Source organism: Colwellia sp. Bg11-12, from assembly GCF_014076955.1.
Taxonomy (GTDB): Bacteria; Pseudomonadota; Gammaproteobacteria; order Enterobacterales; family Alteromonadaceae; genus Colwellia_A.
In genome coordinates this window covers 22,589-39,806 of sequence record NZ_JACGUZ010000077.1, presented here as the reverse complement: position 1 = coordinate 39,806, position 17,218 = coordinate 22,589, and the positions used below count along the sequence as shown (strand labels likewise).

At 37.9% G+C, this 17,218-nt stretch carries 17 protein-coding genes; 6 read left to right on the top strand and 11 right to left on the bottom strand.

All coding sequences use genetic code 11. The features are described 5' to 3' along the window. The first annotated feature begins 114 nt into the window (after positions 1-114). Positions 115-2,076, top strand: a complete 1,962-nt coding sequence (htpG, locus tag H4J39_RS14075) for a molecular chaperone HtpG (RefSeq protein ID WP_182229048.1) — start codon at positions 115-117, stop codon at positions 2,074-2,076. A 287-nt stretch (positions 2,077-2,363) separates the two neighbouring features. On the opposite strand, the gene H4J39_RS14070 is transcribed toward htpG, so the two are convergent. Continuing rightward, positions 2,364-3,125, bottom strand: coding sequence for a transporter substrate-binding domain-containing protein (locus H4J39_RS14070; RefSeq protein ID WP_182229047.1), 762 nt, complete (start codon positions 3,123-3,125; stop codon positions 2,364-2,366). 266 nt (positions 3,126-3,391) lie between these two features. Between H4J39_RS14070 and H4J39_RS14065 the strand changes: the two genes are divergently transcribed. The 3 genes from H4J39_RS14065 to H4J39_RS14055 all read left to right on the top strand — a co-directional run bounded on the left by H4J39_RS14065 (position 3,392) and on the right by H4J39_RS14055 (position 6,028). Further along, positions 3,392-4,387, top strand: coding sequence for a catalase family peroxidase (locus tag H4J39_RS14065; RefSeq protein ID WP_182229046.1), 996 nt, complete (start codon positions 3,392-3,394; stop codon positions 4,385-4,387). A gap of 422 nt (positions 4,388-4,809) precedes the next feature. Then, positions 4,810-5,454: an adenylate kinase gene (adk, locus tag H4J39_RS14060; protein WP_182178428.1), complete on the top strand. Its 645-nt coding sequence runs from the start codon at positions 4,810-4,812 to the stop codon at positions 5,452-5,454. A gap of 178 nt (positions 5,455-5,632) precedes the next feature. Beyond that, positions 5,633-6,028 (top strand): MAPEG family protein, encoded by a 396-nt coding sequence (locus H4J39_RS14055; RefSeq protein ID WP_182229045.1) that lies wholly within the window; start codon positions 5,633-5,635, stop codon positions 6,026-6,028. Here H4J39_RS14055 and H4J39_RS14050 read toward each other — a convergent pair. The 10 genes from H4J39_RS14050 to hisG form a co-directional block, all read right to left on the bottom strand. Further along, on the bottom strand, positions 6,021-6,485 hold the full coding sequence (locus H4J39_RS14050) for a GNAT family N-acetyltransferase (protein ID WP_182229044.1): 465 nt from the start codon (positions 6,483-6,485) through the stop codon (positions 6,021-6,023). The genes H4J39_RS14055 and H4J39_RS14050 overlap by 8 nt on opposite strands. A 78-nt stretch (positions 6,486-6,563) precedes the next feature. Next, complete coding sequence (locus tag H4J39_RS14045; RefSeq protein WP_182229043.1) at positions 6,564-6,860, bottom strand: DUF6559 family protein; 297 nt, start codon at positions 6,858-6,860, stop codon at positions 6,564-6,566. Positions 6,861-7,098: 238 nt separating this feature from the next. Beyond that, positions 7,099-7,719, bottom strand: a complete 621-nt coding sequence (hisIE, locus tag H4J39_RS14040) for a bifunctional phosphoribosyl-AMP cyclohydrolase/phosphoribosyl-ATP diphosphatase HisIE (RefSeq protein ID WP_182229042.1) — start codon at positions 7,717-7,719, stop codon at positions 7,099-7,101. After that, positions 7,713-8,489 (bottom strand): imidazole glycerol phosphate synthase subunit HisF, encoded by a 777-nt coding sequence (gene hisF, locus H4J39_RS14035; protein ID WP_182229041.1) that lies wholly within the window; start codon positions 8,487-8,489, stop codon positions 7,713-7,715. The genes hisIE and hisF overlap by 7 nt, the downstream gene beginning before the upstream one ends. Further along, a complete protein-coding gene (hisA, locus tag H4J39_RS14030) occupies positions 8,489-9,238 on the bottom strand; it encodes a 1-(5-phosphoribosyl)-5-[(5-phosphoribosylamino)methylideneamino]imidazole-4-carboxamide isomerase (protein ID WP_182229040.1) in 750 nt (249 codons plus the stop codon). Before hisA ends, hisF begins: the two co-directional genes overlap by 1 nt. Next, positions 9,235-9,876: an imidazole glycerol phosphate synthase subunit HisH gene (gene hisH, locus H4J39_RS14025; protein WP_182229039.1), complete on the bottom strand. Its 642-nt coding sequence runs from the start codon at positions 9,874-9,876 to the stop codon at positions 9,235-9,237. The genes hisA and hisH overlap by 4 nt, the downstream gene beginning before the upstream one ends. Then, positions 9,876-10,958 carry a bifunctional histidinol-phosphatase/imidazoleglycerol-phosphate dehydratase HisB gene (hisB, locus tag H4J39_RS14020; RefSeq protein ID WP_182229038.1) on the bottom strand — a complete coding sequence of 361 codons (1,083 nt, stop codon included), beginning with the start codon at positions 10,956-10,958 and terminating at the stop codon, positions 9,876-9,878. Before hisB ends, hisH begins: the two co-directional genes overlap by 1 nt. Before the next feature lie 2 nt (positions 10,959-10,960). Beyond that, complete coding sequence (hisC, locus tag H4J39_RS14015; protein ID WP_182229037.1) at positions 10,961-12,079, bottom strand: histidinol-phosphate transaminase; 1,119 nt, start codon at positions 12,077-12,079, stop codon at positions 10,961-10,963. A 2-nt stretch (positions 12,080-12,081) separates the two neighbouring features. Then, positions 12,082-13,380: a histidinol dehydrogenase gene (gene hisD / locus H4J39_RS14010; protein WP_182178454.1), complete on the bottom strand. Its 1,299-nt coding sequence runs from the start codon at positions 13,378-13,380 to the stop codon at positions 12,082-12,084. A gap of 49 nt (positions 13,381-13,429) precedes the next feature. After that, a complete protein-coding gene (gene hisG, locus H4J39_RS14005) occupies positions 13,430-14,329 on the bottom strand; it encodes an ATP phosphoribosyltransferase (protein ID WP_182229036.1) in 900 nt (299 codons plus the stop codon). A gap of 472 nt (positions 14,330-14,801) precedes the next feature. On the opposite strand from hisG, the gene H4J39_RS14000 reads away from it, so the two are divergent. Together H4J39_RS14000 and H4J39_RS13995 are read left to right on the top strand one after the other, a co-directional pair. Next, entirely contained in the window at positions 14,802-15,158 is a 357-nt protein-coding gene (locus tag H4J39_RS14000) for a hypothetical protein (RefSeq protein ID WP_182229035.1), read from the top strand. Between the two features lie 97 nt (positions 15,159-15,255). After that, complete coding sequence (locus tag H4J39_RS13995) at positions 15,256-17,184, top strand: ATP-dependent DNA helicase (RefSeq protein ID WP_182229034.1); 1,929 nt, start codon at positions 15,256-15,258, stop codon at positions 17,182-17,184. The last annotated feature ends 34 nt before the right edge of the window (positions 17,185-17,218 follow it).

Genomic DNA, 17,218 nt, shown 5'->3' with positions numbered 1-17,218 from the left:
AATTTTTAATTTTTTGCTTGAAATTGTTTTCCCTACCCCCACATGTTAACTATCAATGCAACATCAGCTTCGATGTGCGCTTTTAAACACCGTTAAATTTAGGAAGTATCGAAAATGTCAGAAACAGGCCAAAAAGAAAATCATCAGTTTGCAACTGATAACGCTAAGTTACTCAAATTAATGATCCACTCACTTTACTCAAACAAAGAAATTTTCTTACGTGAGTTAGTATCAAACGCTGCTGATGCCGCTGACAAGTTACGCTTTAAAGCACTTTCACATGCTGATTTATACGAAGGTGATAGCGATTTACGCGTACGTGTTAGTTGTGACAAAGTAAACAATACACTTACCATTTCTGATAACGGCATTGGTATGACTCATGATCAAATTGTTGATCATTTAGGTACCATTGCTAAATCTGGCACAGCTGAATTTTTCTCGCAACTTTCTGGCGATCAAGCTTCAGACTCACAACTTATTGGTCAATTTGGTGTTGGTTTTTACTCAGCATTCATCGTTGCTGACTCAGTAACTGTGCGTTCTCGTGCTGCTGGTGTCGACGCTTCTGAAGGTGTTGAATGGACAAGTGCTGGCGAAGGCGAGTTCACTACGGCTAAAATTTCAAAGACAAACCGTGGTACCGATATAATTCTTCATTTAAAAGAAGAAGAAAAAGAATATGCAGACGACTGGCGCTTAAAGTCAATTGTCACTAAGTACTCAGACCATATCTCAGTTTCTGTTGAAATGTTAACGCCAGCAATTCCGGCTGTAGAAGCGGTTGCTGAAGTTAAAGATGATGAAGGCAATGTTACTGTTCCAGCTGGAGAAGCGGTTGCTGAAGTTCCTGCAATATGGGAGCCTGTGAATAAAGCTACGGCATTATGGACACGTGAGAAGTCAGAGATTTCTGATGATGAATATAAAGAATTCTACAAGCATGTATCACATGACTTTGGTGACCCACTTGTATGGGAGCACAACAAAGTAGAAGGTAAAACAGAATATACTTCATTACTTTATATTCCAAGTAAAGCGCCATTTGATATGCATAACCGTGAAAAGCAACATGGTTTAAAATTATTTGTACAACGTGTATTTATAATGGACGACGCAGAACAGTTTATGCCAACTTACTTGCGTTTTGTAAAAGGTTTATTAGATTCAAATGATTTACCGCTAAACGTTTCTCGTGAAATTTTACAAGATAACAAAATTACGCAAGCAATTCGTAAAGGCTGTACTAAACGCGTCCTTAAAATGCTTGAAAAATTAGGTAAAAAAGATAAAGAACAATATCAATCATTTTGGAATGAGTTTGGTCAAGTTTTAAAAGAAGGCCCAGCAGAAGATCAAGGTAATAAAGAGCAAGTTGCAAACTTATTACGCTTTGCTTCAACAGAAAGTGACACGGCTGTGCAAAGTGTTTCAATTCCGGAATACGTAGAACGTATGAAAGAAGGCCAAGAAAAAATTTACTACGTAGTTGCAGACAGCTTTGAAGCGGCTAAAAATAGCCCTCATTTAGAAGTTTTCCGTAAAAAAGGCATTGAAGTATTATTAATGTCTGACCGTATCGATGAATGGTTAGTGAGTCACTTAACAGAAGTTGATGGTAAGCAGTTACAATCGGTAACTCGTGGCGGTTTAGATCTTGGTGATATGGATGATGAAGAAACAAAGCAAGCTCAAGAAAAACTTGAAAAAGAGTTTGATTCAGTTGTTACTCGTATTAAAAAATCACTAGAAGGTAAAGTGAAAGATGTTAAATTGTCGCAACGTTTAACGGATTCACCGGCTTGTATTGTTGCCGATGAACACGACATGAGCAGCCAAATGATGAAGCTTATGCAATCAGTTGGACAAGAAGTGCCTGATTCCTTGCCTATTTTTGAAATTAATGCAGAACATGAGTTAGTAAAACATGTTGCTGATGAAACTGATGATGAGAAATTCAACCAGTGGACTGAAGTATTGTTTGAACAAGCAATGTTAGCTGAACGTGGTAGTTTAAAAGACCCTGCTAGTTTTGTTGCACGTTTAAACAAGTTAATGTTGAGCCTTACTAAGTAAGTTAACATGTAAACTTGATGGTACAAAAAGGGGCTTTAGCCCCTTTTTTTGATCCCGTAAAAGTTTTTATCTATAAGGTCATCAAAACAAAGCTTGAGAGCATGAAGTTGATAGTTTCTTTCACGGGGATAAAGTCTTCATGTAATACTTTAGCTAATGCAAGGGCAGTAAAAACATATTTCCTAGTAAATGACTTAGACACGAAAAGGGATGTTTTTCTGATGATTATGAAGGATATTAAGCAAAGTAAATCATCCTGAAGAAAAGGTAACAACCAATCCCTAAGCCTACTCTTGGGTATAGCGTAATAATATTTTAGACCAGACTTCATTATTATTCATTTTTTGAATAATCGGTTCAATATCTTCAAAAACGGCTTGGTTTTTATGTAATACCATGACTTTTCTTGCATACTTATCGTGAGGATTAAGTGATACATGAAAGAGGTCGCGGTTTTTACTTTGTCTGGTAATATAATTAAACGTAGACTGACTGATTATTGTACTATCAATCCTTTTACTTATCAGCATGTTAATTAATGCCTGCTCGCTGATTGTATCAATGCGATTTATTTCATTTTTAGCGACCAACTCATTTATACCATAATAATAAAACCCTCTAACTCCGCCAAATACAAGGTTTTTTAATGAGGATGGATTGCTATATTCAATAGGGTTATCTGTTAGAGAGATAACTTCATCTTGGTCAATGAAAACATCTGAAGTCCACAGGTATTTATTTTCTTCCTTATCCTTAAACCAAATAGGATTTACGCCCAGTAATATGCCATTTAATGTGTTTTGCACAATCATGTGGTCGATGCGCTTGCGAGGAATAAACACGGTTTTAAAACGATACTTATCACTCTTACTATTTAAATAAGTAGAAAAATCATAATAAAGCCCTTGTTCCTTTTTTAAGTGAGTAATAAATGGAGGTTTTAGGTGATACACATAGACATTAATGGCCTCTTTTTCGATAGCATGAGTGATGAAAACACTAAAAATGTAAAAAAACACAACAACGACAAGGCTTTTCGTTACATTCATATAAAGGGAGCCTTCTCTGGTTCATATTAAGTTAAGGTTTTGTTAATCATAGCACTTAAGTTTACGTTAACAGATCAATTTTAAAATTCTACAAATGGAGGGCTGTATTTGCCTCATAGTTATTTACCTAAACAGGTATAAACTATGTGGGAGAATGTGTGTATTGCGAATATCTTTTGCTATCATTGTAGGTAATATTATGATCTTAAGGTTATAAAGTTTCGTAATTTTAGCTATCTATATAACAATAAGACTAAGGAATATAAATGAAGCATAATATTATCACCTCAAGTATAACCGCTTTTCTTCTCATTACTGGCACGGCTACAACGTCGAATGCTGTAGCAAATGAAAAGAAAATTGAAGCAAATGATTTAGTTGAAATGTTCGAAAAGCTAGGAGGAAAACATCCCGGCTTTAGAAAGGCACATGCTAAAGGTTTATGTGCCTCGGGCACTTTTATGCCTGCACCTAATAAGCACTTCTCAGGAGCTGCGCTACTATCAAATGGTGAACTGCCGGTGTCAATGCGCTTTTCATTAGGGGGGGCTAACCCAAACAGTGATGAAAAATCCCCAGGCACTCGGGGCATGGGCATGCAAATAAAATTACCTAATGGCGCTTTACATACTTTTACAGGTAACAATTTCCCTGTGTTTGCTGGCAAAGACCCTGAAACTTTTTATGGATTTTTATCGACACTTCTTCCTGATGAAAACGGAAAGCCAGATCCGGCTAAAACAGTGGCATTTATTCAGCAGAATCCGAGTGTTCAAGCTAACGTAATGTGGAATAAAACGGCTAAAACAACTGCGTCATTTGCCAATACTCCATTTTTTGGTTTGCACACTTTCTACTTTGATCAACCCAATGGACAGAAAACTAAATTTCGTTGGGATATTCAGCCAAGCTTAGGTGTCAAAACACTCGAAAAAGCAGAAGCAGCTAAGATGCCAAATGAGTTTTTAGCTGATACTTTTGCGCAACAACTTAAAGATGAAACGGTTCGTTTTACTATTATGGCAAGCTTAGGCGAAGCCGAAGACAGTGATATTGATCCCTCACAACAGTGGCCGAGTGAACGTCCTCAAGTAGCACTTGGTACTGTAACCGTTAATGCGAGTGGTGGTGATGCGTGTAAAAATATTAACTTTGATCCTAATATGATGTCTGCAGGCTTTACACCAAGCGCAGATCCCGTATTAAGAATGCGATCACCCGCTTATGCTATTTCTTTTGGTAAAAGGTTGAGTGGTCAATAAATAGCCACTAACAAATATGTGTTTATTATCGGATTGTTGTCCTGATAACGAGGATTAATGAGCGTTACTCGATTGATTTTTTGAACGCTTAATAGGTCAATGCACAATAGCTCTCATTATTTAGAATTCTTGGGGAGAGGGGGATGTAATATGACATCAGTATAACATTTGGTTATTATATTTATGTGATTTATGTTGGTGTAGCTAATTAACAGAGCCGAAAAGGCATAGACTTTAGTATAAAAAATGTCTTTTAACGGTCTTTTTTGATGATAGAGCGGTAATGCTACTTGTTTGACTACAACTGAACTTGTATAGTGTTGCACATTCAAAAAAATACTCATTTGGCTGTTATATTAGCGGTATGTTGTACACAAGTACAACAGCCCAATTAGTATATTAAACATATAAGGCAATATTTTATGCGCATTATTTTATTAGGTGCTCCGGGCGCTGGCAAAGGCACTCAAGCACAATTTCTGATGGCTAAATTTGGTATTCCACAAATTTCTACGGGCGATATGCTACGTGCTGCAATTAAAGCAGGTACAGGACTTGGTAAAAAAGCTAAAGCGGTTATGGATGCTGGGCAATTAGTTTCTGATGACTTAATCATTGGTTTAGTAAAAGAACGCATTGCACAAGATGACTGTAAAGCAGGTTTCTTACTTGATGGTTTTCCTAGAACCATTCCACAAGCTGATGCCATGAAAGATAATAGTGTATCAGTTGATAGTGTTATTGAATTTGATGTGCCAGATGAAGTTATTGTCGACCGCATGAGTGGTCGTCGTGTTCATGCTGGTTCTGGTCGTGTTTATCACTTAGTCTATAATCCACCTAAAGTTGAAGGTAAGGATGACGATACGGGTGAAAGCTTGTCTATTCGACCTGATGATGAAGAAGCTACTGTTCGTAAACGTTTAGGTATTTATCACGAACAAACTAAACCATTAGTGGCGTATTATCAAAGTGAAGCGAAAGCCGGTGCATGCTCATACTTGACTATTGACGGTACTAAACCTGTTGAAGAAGTAAGTGCCTTAATTGCTGATGAACTAAGTTAAGCGAAATAAGTTTATTGATAATCTTTACTCGTCATAAAATAATTAATATAAAGTTCGCTTCGGCGAACTTTTTTATTTTATATGTCGCAAAATGTATGTTTTTAGTTTTTTACTCTATCAAAATACATTTTAGAACGTAAACTATAATATCTCATTTATAAATATAAGAAGAAATACAATGGTAGTCAGTTTATCTATAACCGGTCTTTATACGAGTTTGTTGGCACTTTTATTTGTTGGTTTAGCCATGAATATTATCCGGTTACGTTTACAGTTTAAAACAGGGATTGGTGATGGTGGTCATCAAGCATTAGCACAAGCTATTCGTGTGCATGGTAATTTCGCTGAATTTATTCCTTTAGCGTTATTAATGTTAGGAATATACGAAGTCAATGGAGCAAATCCTATAGCGTTACATCTTCTAGGTGCTACTTTATTTATTGGCCGAATATTACATGCTATAGGACTATCAAAAACAACAGGACTTTCAAAACAGCGGCAAATAGGCATGGTCTCACTATTTATCGTTATACTTATTTTAGCGGTTGAAAATATACGTTTATTTATCAGTTAACCGTCTTTAATAACATGGCAATGTGCGGAATATTATCTTCTAAATACATTTTTGATATACGTTCAAAGCCATGTTTATTATAAAAATTTTCCAGGTGTTCTTGTGCTGATATTTTTATTTTCTGATCAGGAAAGTACTGTTGACAAACGGTTAAAGCTTTAGTCATTAGTTGATGACCCAAACCTGTGCCTCTCGCTTGTGCTGCCACAATAACTCTACCAATTGCAATATAATTATCGTAACTTTGACCTTTGGCTAAAATACGTAAATAGCCTGCAATATTACCTTCTAGATAACAAAATAGGTGGACAGTATCTTTATGTCGGTCAATATTATCTATATCAGGATAAAAACAAGTTTGCTCAACAACAAAGACATCAATACGCAGTTTTAATATTTCGTATAGTTCATCAATATTGAGATCTTTAAAATGTTTTACTTGCCAAGCTATAGTCATTAACCTTACCTATTACCATGAGAAAAAAGGCTATTTTTTCATGATTTGTGATACAGGTAAAGTTAATAACCTATATGCTTAGTGATGAAGCACTTGTAAATAACCATGATAACTTTTGCTTGTTAAGTAATTGGAAATGTCTTTACGATATTCACTAATATTTACTTGAGGAAACTCAATGTACATCGTCTCTTTTAATGAAATATCATTAAGAAAGAGTATGTAGCCTAAAGGTAAGTATTTTGGAGAAAAGTTGTTTTGAAATACTGTCGTACGCACTTCAGAAGCGGTGTAGTATTCTTTGCAGCCAAAATTTCTTTTAAGGGTTGGAAGAAGTTTTGTGCCGTAACTTTTTATTGACCAGTATTTAAACATTGCTATTCCTTAGCTGTTTTTTATCATCCATTTTCTGGTGCAAAAATATACGCTGTTCTATATAAATGTCAATAGTTTTAACGATTAACTGATGTTTATACTATATAAAATAAGGGATGCAGAGAAGTTGGCGGTTTAGTTAACTGTACTATTGTGCATTTAAAACCTTGATTTTATCAGGGTTTATAAAAAATGAGCTGCCTATGAGTCTTTATAAGCAGCCCCGCTATTCGTTTATCTATTTGTTATGGCGCTTTTGCAACACAGCCATGACCTCTGACATATCAATATTCTTATCTTGAAGTAAAACGAGCGTGTGATAAAACAAATCTGCACATTCTCCGAGTAAATCATTTTTTGTCTCTGCAACAGCCGCGAGTGCAACCTCAACACCTTCTTCACCCACTTTCTGAGCTATCTTGGTTGTGCCACGAGAAAATAAATGAGCGGTATAACTTGTTGCCGGGTCTTGCCCTTTTCTACTGGCAATGACTTGTTCTAATTCGCTCAGAAAGTTTTGTTGGCTTAATTTTTGTTCAGGGAAACAAGACTCTGTACCCAGATGGCAACTAGGACCGATAGGCCGACAAGCAATTAACAAACTGTCGTTATCACAATCTGTCAAAACCTGGCTAACATTCAGAAAGTTTCCTGACGTTTCACCTTTTACCCAAAGCGCTTGCTTTGAACGACTAAAAAAAGTGGCTTTGCCTGTGGTTAATGTTTTTTCAAGGGATTCAATATTCATATATCCTTGCATTAGCACGGCCCCCGTATCTTGATGCTGAATAATTGCCGGTATTAAATCAGCCATTTTAGCCCAAGCTAATTCGTTGATATTCTCTAGGTTAACTAACATAATCTGATCTCTATATTTTGACTTTTCAACGTTTGTTTTAATTCGTTCATTTCAATGATACCTTTATGGAAAACACTCGCCGCTAATGCACCATCTACATCGGCTTGTTTAAAAACGTCAGAAAAATGTGATATTTCGCCCGCTCCCCCCGAAGCTATTAAGGGAACATTGCACACAGCGCGTGCTTTTTGCAATTGCTCAATATCATACCCTTGACGAACACCATCTTGGTTCATGCAATTTAGAACAATTTCACCGGCCCCACGTTGTTGCACTTCTTTGATCCAATCAAACGTTGTCCATTTCGTTTGTTGAGTACGGTTTTCATCACCAGTAAACTGATAAACTTGATACAAACCGGTTTCTTTATCATAAAAACTGTCAATACCAACAACAATGCATTGTTGACCAAATACATCAGCTAAGCGGGTGATCAAGTCAGGGTCTCGTAAAGCAGGGGAGTTTATCGATATTTTATCTGCGCCCATCATTAATATTTCTTTTGCATCTTGCTCTGTTTTTATACCACCAGCAACACAAAAAGGGATATCGATAACTTCTGCTATTCTGCTAACCCAACTCTTATCAACGACTCTATCATCAGCGCTTGCAGTGATATCATAAAAAACTAATTCATCAGCACCTGCTTGTGCATATTTTTGCGCAAGAGGAACAATATCACCTATTATTTCATGATTTCGAAATTGAATACCTTTAACGACCTTGCCATCGCGAACATCAAGACAAGGTATAATTCTTTTTGCTAACATTAGACTTTACCCTTAGCATTTGGCCAACATGCAATAGCCTCTTCAAGTGTGAATTTACCTTCGAGTAATGAGCGGCCTAGAATAACACCACTAACACCGGTTGGAATCAGTGCTTTTATGTCTTCAAGACTGCCAATACCACCTGAAGCTTGCCACTGAATATCTGGATATTTTGCGCAAACCTCTCGATATAAATCAACATTGGTTCCTGTTAATGTCCCGTCTTTACTGATATCAGTGCAGAGCACGTGTTTAATGCCTGCATTTTGGTATTGGGCAAGCAAGTCTTCTAAATTAACGCCACTGTCTTCAATCCAGCCATGGGTGGGCAGTGTTTTATTACCGTTGGCATCAATTTTAATATCAAGGGCTAAGACAATTTTTTCACTGCCATAGGTCGTTACCCATTGAGTAACGAGTTCAGGTTGCTTAATCGCTAAGCTACCAATAACCACACGGTCGGCACCAAGTGCTAATAGTTGTTTTACGTCTTCTTCGCAGCGTATACCTCCGCCCACTTGTATGGTCATGGTTGGGTGTTTTACAACGGTTTTTAAGGTTTCAAGTTGACGTTTAGTGGAATCTTTTGCGCCATCTAAATCAACAAAGTGCATCACGGTTGCGCCTGATTTAGCATACGCTTGCTGACGCTCTTGCACCGTGTATTGGTAGTTGGTCTTTTGGTTGTAGTCGCCCTGAAATAACCGGACTACTTCGCCGTTTATTAAATCTATTGCGGGTATCATCATGATGTCAGTATCTCTGTTGAGTCGAGCTCTAAAAAATTCTTAATAATTTTACTGCCTAATTCACTTGAACGCTCAGGATGAAATTGACAACCAATAAAGTTATTTTTTGTGATGGCTGCTGAAAATTCACTGCCATATTTACAAGCTGCAGCGGTATATTCACTTATTGGTGCAGCAAAACTATGGACAAAATAAAAATAGTCGCCGATATTAATCCCATTAAATACTGGGTGATCAGTCACAGAGGTTAGCGTGTTCCAGCCCATATGGGGCAGTCTATTGTTTTTAGCATTCAAGGGGACAATATCGGTGTTTATAATACCTAAACATTCAACTTTTTCACCCTCACTGCTTTCCAATGATGAATTACACATTAACTGCATGCCTAAACAAAAACCTAAAACAGGTTGAGTTAAGTTTTGTAATGTTTCTACTAACCCCTTAGCTCTAATGTTTGCCATCGCATGTTTTGCGGTGCCAACACCTGGCAGTATCACTTTTTTAGCTTTTTTAATCGTCTCAATATCATCAGTAATGATGACTTGAAAACCTAACCGTTCAACCGCGAATTTTACTGATGATAAGTTGGCGCAGCCAGTATCAACAATAACGTTCATGGTTGCTTTTTCAGCAGACATCACAGAGTACCTTTAGTGCTAGGGAGTACATCGCCACTTACCGTAATTGCCTGGCGTAATGCTCGGCCAAACACCTTAAATAAACTTTCTACTTGGTGATGACAGTTACCTTCGGTTGTTGAAAGGTGCAGGGTAATTGCCATCGAGTCTGCAAGTGAACGGAAAAAGTGTGAAACCATTTGCGTTGACATATTGCCTACTCTGTTATCTGTAAAGTCAGCATCAAATTCAAGCCACGGACGACCTGATAAATCGATAGAGCATTCAGCGCGACATTCATCCATCGGTAGTACAAAACCAAAACGACCAATGCCGCGTTTGTCACCTAATGCTTTTCTCAGTGCTTGACCAAGTGCTAGAGCGGTATCTTCAACACTATGATGTTCATCAATGTGATAATCACCATCGACGCTAACGTCTAATGAAAAACCACCATGAGCAGCGATTTGCTCAAGCATGTGATCGAAAAAGCCTAAGCCGGTATTAATTTTTACGATGCCGACTTTATCTAAATTAACGCTAACATTAATATTGGTTTCTTTGGTGGTACGAACAACTTTAGCTTCACGTTGTTGTTGGTTCAATAATTGTGCTGAGATTGCCAACCAATTTAAGTTTTCTCTGTTATATTTTATTCCCTCAATACCCATGTTAGCAGCAAGTTGTATATCGGTTTCACGATCGCCAATGACAAAAGAATTTTCGAAGTTTACTTTACCTTGCTGTAAGTAATCACTTACTAAGCCAAGTTTCGGTTTACGACAACTGCAATTTTCATTGTCAAAATGTGGGCAAAGCAATACATCATCAAATATAACGCCTTGTGATGAAAATATATCCATCATCTTGTTGTGGGGTAAATCAAAGTCGGCTTGTGGATAACTAATCGTTCCTAAACCATCTTGGTTTGACACCATGACTAAACGAAAGCCCTTTTTTTGCAGTGCTAATAAGACAGGGATGACGTTAGGTTCAAAAACTAATTTCTCAAGGGTATCTACTTGCTTATCAGAAACTGGCTCTTCAATTAAAGTACCATCTCTGTCGATAAATAATATGTTTTGTTTTTTTGTATTGAGCATTTTTAGGTCTCTGATTTAACTTGTGAAAAGGCATTGGCGATCGTATTTTTTAGTAGCGATAGCTCACGTTCACTACCAATACTAATACGTAAGCAATCGGCTAATTGCTGTTGCGCTGATTGGTCGCGAATTAAAATACCTTGTTGTTTAAGGCAATCGAAAATAAAGTTTTTGGTATCTGTATCTACGGCGCGAAATAAAATGAAGTTAGCATCACTATTAAAAACGTTAACACACCAGTCTTGGCCTTTCAGCCAATCGGATAATTGGGTACGTAAAATTACGGTTTCTTGAACACGGATACTCACTTGTTCAAGCCCTTTTTTTGCCAATGCGGAGCTTGCAATATCAGCTACGGGCGCTGATATTGGGTAAGGAGCAATAACCTTGCTGAGCATTGTTATAATATCTGCGTTAGCTAAGGTAAAGCCACATCGTAGGCCTGCGAGTGCAAAGGCTTTCGATAACGTTCTTAGTATAACCAACTGTGGGTAATCTTTTAACCAATTCGCCGTGCTCTTTTCAGGGCTAAATTCAATATAAGCTTCGTCAACAACAACAATCGCGGTGTCACCAAACATCTCAAGTGCTGCACGAATCGAGTCGGTTGTTAATACATTACCTGTTGGGTTGCCGGGTGAGCACAAAAAAACCACTTTTACTTTACCCACTTGAGCTTTCATTGCTTCAATATCAAGTTGGTTATCAACTAATGGTACGCGCGTAATACCTGCACCGTGATTCTCAGCGCTAATCGCATACATACCGTAGGTCGGCGGACAGATTAAAATGCTGTCTTGATAAGCTTTACTAAAGGTACGTATGATAAGTTCAATACCTTCATCAGCACCGCGAGTAGCAAGAATACTGGTTGGCATTACCCCTGAATATTCACTATAAGCTTTGATTAAATTATCAGGTTGAAAATCTGGATAACGGTTAATACAGCTACTATTTAAAGTATATATTCCGGGTCCAGAGGCTTCATTGGCATTAAGCCAAATCTTATGACTTGTTGTCGAAGATGAGTCACTGCCACTTGCATACAGTCGTCTTGCTGATTGATAGGGCACCATATCAACAAGTTCTTCGCGGGCAAGTTTATCGGCTATTGTTGACATAATTATTCCTCTAACCTGATCGTTACGGCTCGTTTGTGACCATCTAAACCTTCAGCATCCGTTAGCTCAGTTATGCATTCGGCAATATTCATCAAGCCTTGTTTAGTGATTTCTTGTACTGTAAATCGTCGGGAAAAATCAGCTAGTGATAAACTAGAAATGACCTTTGAATAACCGTAAGTGGGTAAGACATGATTGGTACCACTGGCGTAATCACCTGCAGACTCTGGGGTATATTCACCAACAAATATTGAACCAGCATTGCGTAAAGTTTTTAATAATTCTTGGGCATTATCAGTTTGAATGATTAAGTGCTCAGGCGCATAACGGTTAGAGACCTCAACCGCTGTTGATAAATTATCAACTAAAATTAATCGACTTTGAGTGAGCGCTTGTTCTGCTATTTTTTGGCGAGACAGTACGGCTACCTGAGTTAATAACTCACGTTGAACGTTAGCAATTAATTCAGCGCTGTCAGATAATAAAATAACTTGGCTATCAGGACCGTGCTCCGCTTGAGAGAGCAAGTCAGCAGCGATAAAGCTTGCTTTTGCGTTTGCATCAGCAATAACTAAAACTTCAGAAGGGCCTGCAGGCATATCAATAGCAAAACCATTTATTTGCTGAGCCAGCTGCTTTTTCGCTTCGGTAACATATTTATTGCCAGGACCAAATATTTTGTTAACTGGTTTTATTGTCTCAGTGCCAAAAGCCATTGCTGCACAACCATGTGCGCCACCGACCGTATAAATTTCATCAATTTCACATAATTTTGCGGCAACAAGAATTTCGTCAGCAAGTTTACCGTTAATGTCAGGAGGACAAACTAAAACCGTACGTGGACATTTTGCTAGCTGCGATGGAACACCAAGCATTAATACCGTTGAAGGCAATGGAGCAGAACCGGCAGGAATATATAAACCAACGCTTTCTATTGCTTCCGTTTTCAACGTACAACGTACACCAGGTGCAGTTTCTACGGTAATATCTTCAGATAATTGTGCTTGATGAAAACGCTTGATTTGCCCATAGGCGGTTTCAATGGCTTTTAATCTTTTAGCCGACAATGCTGCTCGTGCTGTTGTTATTTGTTCATCAGTAACGGTTAATGTTGTCAGCTTTACACCATCAAATTTCTCCGTTAATTCATAAAGCGCTTTGTCGCCATTTCGTTTCACGTTATTTAATATGTTTTCAACTTGCTGCGAAAGTAAGCCGCTTTCATTTATCTCTGGTCGAGCTAGCGCTGATTGCTGCTCACGTTTTGATAATGCTTGCCAATCGATCATTTTATTTTCCATTACCTTAATCCTAACCTTTATACTTTACTTGTCGTGAAGATGATGAGCATTAACCCATCATTTTTTCAATTGGCATAACCAATATAGAGTTACAGCCTAGTGCATTAAGCTTTTCCATGGTTTCCCAAAAGAAAGTTTCTGTCGCAACGACATGTACCGCAACTAAATCATCTCGACCGGCCAAAGGCAAAATTGTTGGTGTTTCTTTACCTGGCATAAGGGCACTTACTTCAGCTATTTTGTCTTTTGGTGCATGTAACATAATGTACTTGCTTTCTTTTGCTTTTATGACCCCTTGAATACGTGGTAGTAGTGTATCGAGAATACTTTGCTTTTCACTACACAAAGGATTAGCTGTTTGAATAAGAGATGCTTTAGATTTAAAAATCTGTTCAACTTCAACCAAACCATTAGCTTCTAATGTTGCGCCGGTTGAGACTAAGTCACATATACCGTCAGACAAACCAACACGAGGTGCAACTTCGACGGAGCCTTTTAATAAACAAAATTCAACATTGATACCTTTGTCTTTTGCATAACGATTAAGTAGCTGCGGGTAAGTGGTTGCAAAACGCAAACCGTCCAAACTTTTGATGCCTTGGTAATCAAAACCTTCAGGCATCGCAATCGATAAACGACAGCCACCAAAGTTAAGGGGTGAAGTACGAATATATTGAGACTTTTGACCCATGAGTTCGCGTTCTAACGCGGCTTCTTCTAAGGTGTTGTCACCGACAATACCTAAATCACAAACCCCGTCCATAACTAAACCTGGAATGTCAGAGCTACGAACGCGCATTATATCGATAGGCATATTAGCAACATGTGCTAACAAGCGTCGGTCAGTAACATTGAGCGTTAAACCACAACGTTTGAGTAAAGCTTGAGTGTCGTCACTTAAACGACCTGATTTTTGCATAGCGATGCGTAAGCGAGTTTCTGTTGTCATGTTTGTATTTCCTTTAATAAAATCTTTGACCAAAATTGTGGTACGTGTATATACAATTTCAAGGCCTATAAAATGCGAAAAACCCCCGAGAGAGATAGACTCTTTCGGGGGTTAGATCTGAGTTATATAACTCGCCGAAAGGTCAATACCCCTCAGCGAATGAACCTGAGCGGCTAATCGATATGGTGATGATGGCGATGTAATGTGCTTAGGTTAATGTTCATATTGTACTCGTTGTCTGTTTTTATTTACTAACAAGTTACTTAACTTGTACTGTTAATATGGTAAATAATTTAACGAAAGATTCATTTCGTTAAGCTTATTTTTTAATAGATATTTACAGTACTGATTATTTTTATAATGAGCAAGTAATAAATAGCTTGTTCTTATAAAATAATCGCATAAGGTTATAAAGAATTGTAAAAAATGGTCGATACTTAAACTAACAGGTTAATAAAAGGTTAAACGATTAATGGATATTTTTACCACTGTATTAACACGTGTTGTACAGGTGCAAATTAAACCAGAACGCTTACGTGTAAAAGCTTTAGCTAAAGAACCTTCAATTAATAAGTTGACGGATGACCCCGATCATATTGAAAGTCATGAAAACTATGCTGACTTTTCTAAAGAAAATTCAGAAAAAAAACAAGACCACAAAAATAAAAACCAGCACCCAGAAAGTATCTTAGAAGTTGAAGACGATATTGCCGACAATCGTGGAGATGACGTTGCAGGAGTGATCACGCACAAAGAAGAACTCATTCACCCTGTCAAAAAACATGATGAACTTGATGAGGACATCCATCATTTAGATCTTTTTGTTTAAAGTTTCTAACAAACACAGACCACATTAATGTAATGTGTATTTCTCTCTGGCTTTTTATTCTTTATACTGGCGACAATATTTATTAGTAGTATTTTTCATGACACTCGTTGAACAAGCATTTTCATCCTCAGGTATTCTCGCTAAAGTGCTTACCGGCTATTCTCCGAGGCAGGCTCAAATTGATATGGCGATAGATGTTGAACGTGCCATTGAACATAAAAGTTGCTTAATTGTTGAAGCAGGTACGGGGACCGGCAAAACCTTTGCTTATTTGATACCTTCATTGCTTTCAGAAAAAAAAGTGATTGTTTCTACGGGGACGAAAAACTTACAAGAGCAATTGTTTCATAAAGATATTCCGCTTATTCGTAATGCCATGGCGACTAATGTGCAAATTGCCTTGTTAAAAGGGCGAGCAAATTACCTGTGTATTTATCGCCTTGAACTCTATGTAAAAGAGCGAGGGCAATTGGATGCAGCAATGCTGACAGATTTTGTTAAAATTCGTTCATGGGCAACATCGACCCGTAGCGGAGATATTGGTGAAATAGTTGATGTAGCCGAAGACTCCGGCATATTTCCTTTTGTTACCAGTACCACCGATAATTGTTTGGCAAAAGATTGCCCTAATTTTGACGACTGTTATTTAGTTCAAGCACGTAAAAAAGCCATTGACGCTGATGTGTTGGTGGTTAATCACCATTTGTTTTTTGCTGATATGGCGCTAAAAGATACCGGTTTTGGTGAACTTATTCCCAAGGCTGATGTGGTCATTTTTGATGAAGCTCATCAAATTCCTGATATTGCTAGTGAATACTTTGGTGAAGCTTTTTCTACTAAGCAAGTGCTTGATTTATGCTCTGATGTTATTCAAATATATAAAACAACATTGACTGATGTGAAGCAACTCGGAAAAGCGGCGGAGAAATGTCAAAAGGCTGCACAAGAGTTTAGGTTGTTATTTTACCATGATCCCGAACGAGGCAATTGGCGAGAAAAATATCGTCAACCAAGATTTGAACAGGCATTTGCTGCATTAAAAACTGATCTCGATTTTCTGTATCAAGTGATTAAATTATGTATTTCACGTAATGAAGCCATTGATAATTGTTATGAGCGTGCGGTAGATATACTTGCTAAATACGACATTATGGCGAATGTTGATATAGATGGTATGAGTTTTTGGTATGAAACGACTCGTCGGCATGTGGTCTTACACTTAACGCCTTTAAGTGTTGCTGACAAATTTAGTGACTATATTGCTAAATCAGAGGCGGGTTGGGTGTTTACTTCAGCCACTTTAGCAGTAAATGGTGGCTTTGATCATTTTTCTCAGCAATTAGGGTTGAATTTAGCCAAAACTAAAGCGGCAACGTTACTTGTTGATAGTCCGTTTGATTATCAAGCGCAGTCACAACTCGTGGTGCCACGTTACTTACCTGATGCTCAGCACCATGGTCGAGCATTAGCATTAGCTGAATTAGCAATACCTTTAATTTTGGCAAGTCAGGGCGCTTGTTTCTTATTGTTCACGAGCTATAGAATGTTAAATCAAGTGGCTGATATTTTAGCCGAAAAGATTGAATCCCCCTTATTAGTGCAGGGGCGAATGAGTAAAGGACTTTTATTAGCTGCTTTTATCGATAATCCGCAAGCGATTTTATTGGCAACGGCAAGTTTCTGGGAAGGCGTTGATGTGCGAGGCGACAAATTAACTTGTGTGATCATTGATAAATTACCGTTCGCTTCGCCTGATGACCCCATGTTGCAGGCGCGTTGTGAGGATGTTCGACGTCGTGGTGGCGATCCTTTTGCTGAAATTCAATTACCGCAAGCTGTTATAGCATTAAAACAGGGCGTTGGTCGTTTAATTCGAGATGTTACCGACCAAGGCGTCATGGTAATATGCGACGATAGGCTAGTGAATCGACCTTATGGTGAAGTCTTTTTAAAAAGCTTACCAACGATGAAACGCAGTCGAGATATTGAGCAAGCAAGCCGATTTTTGACCACGTTATCGAAATAACAGATAATTTAAAAAGCAATAACGACACATTTTA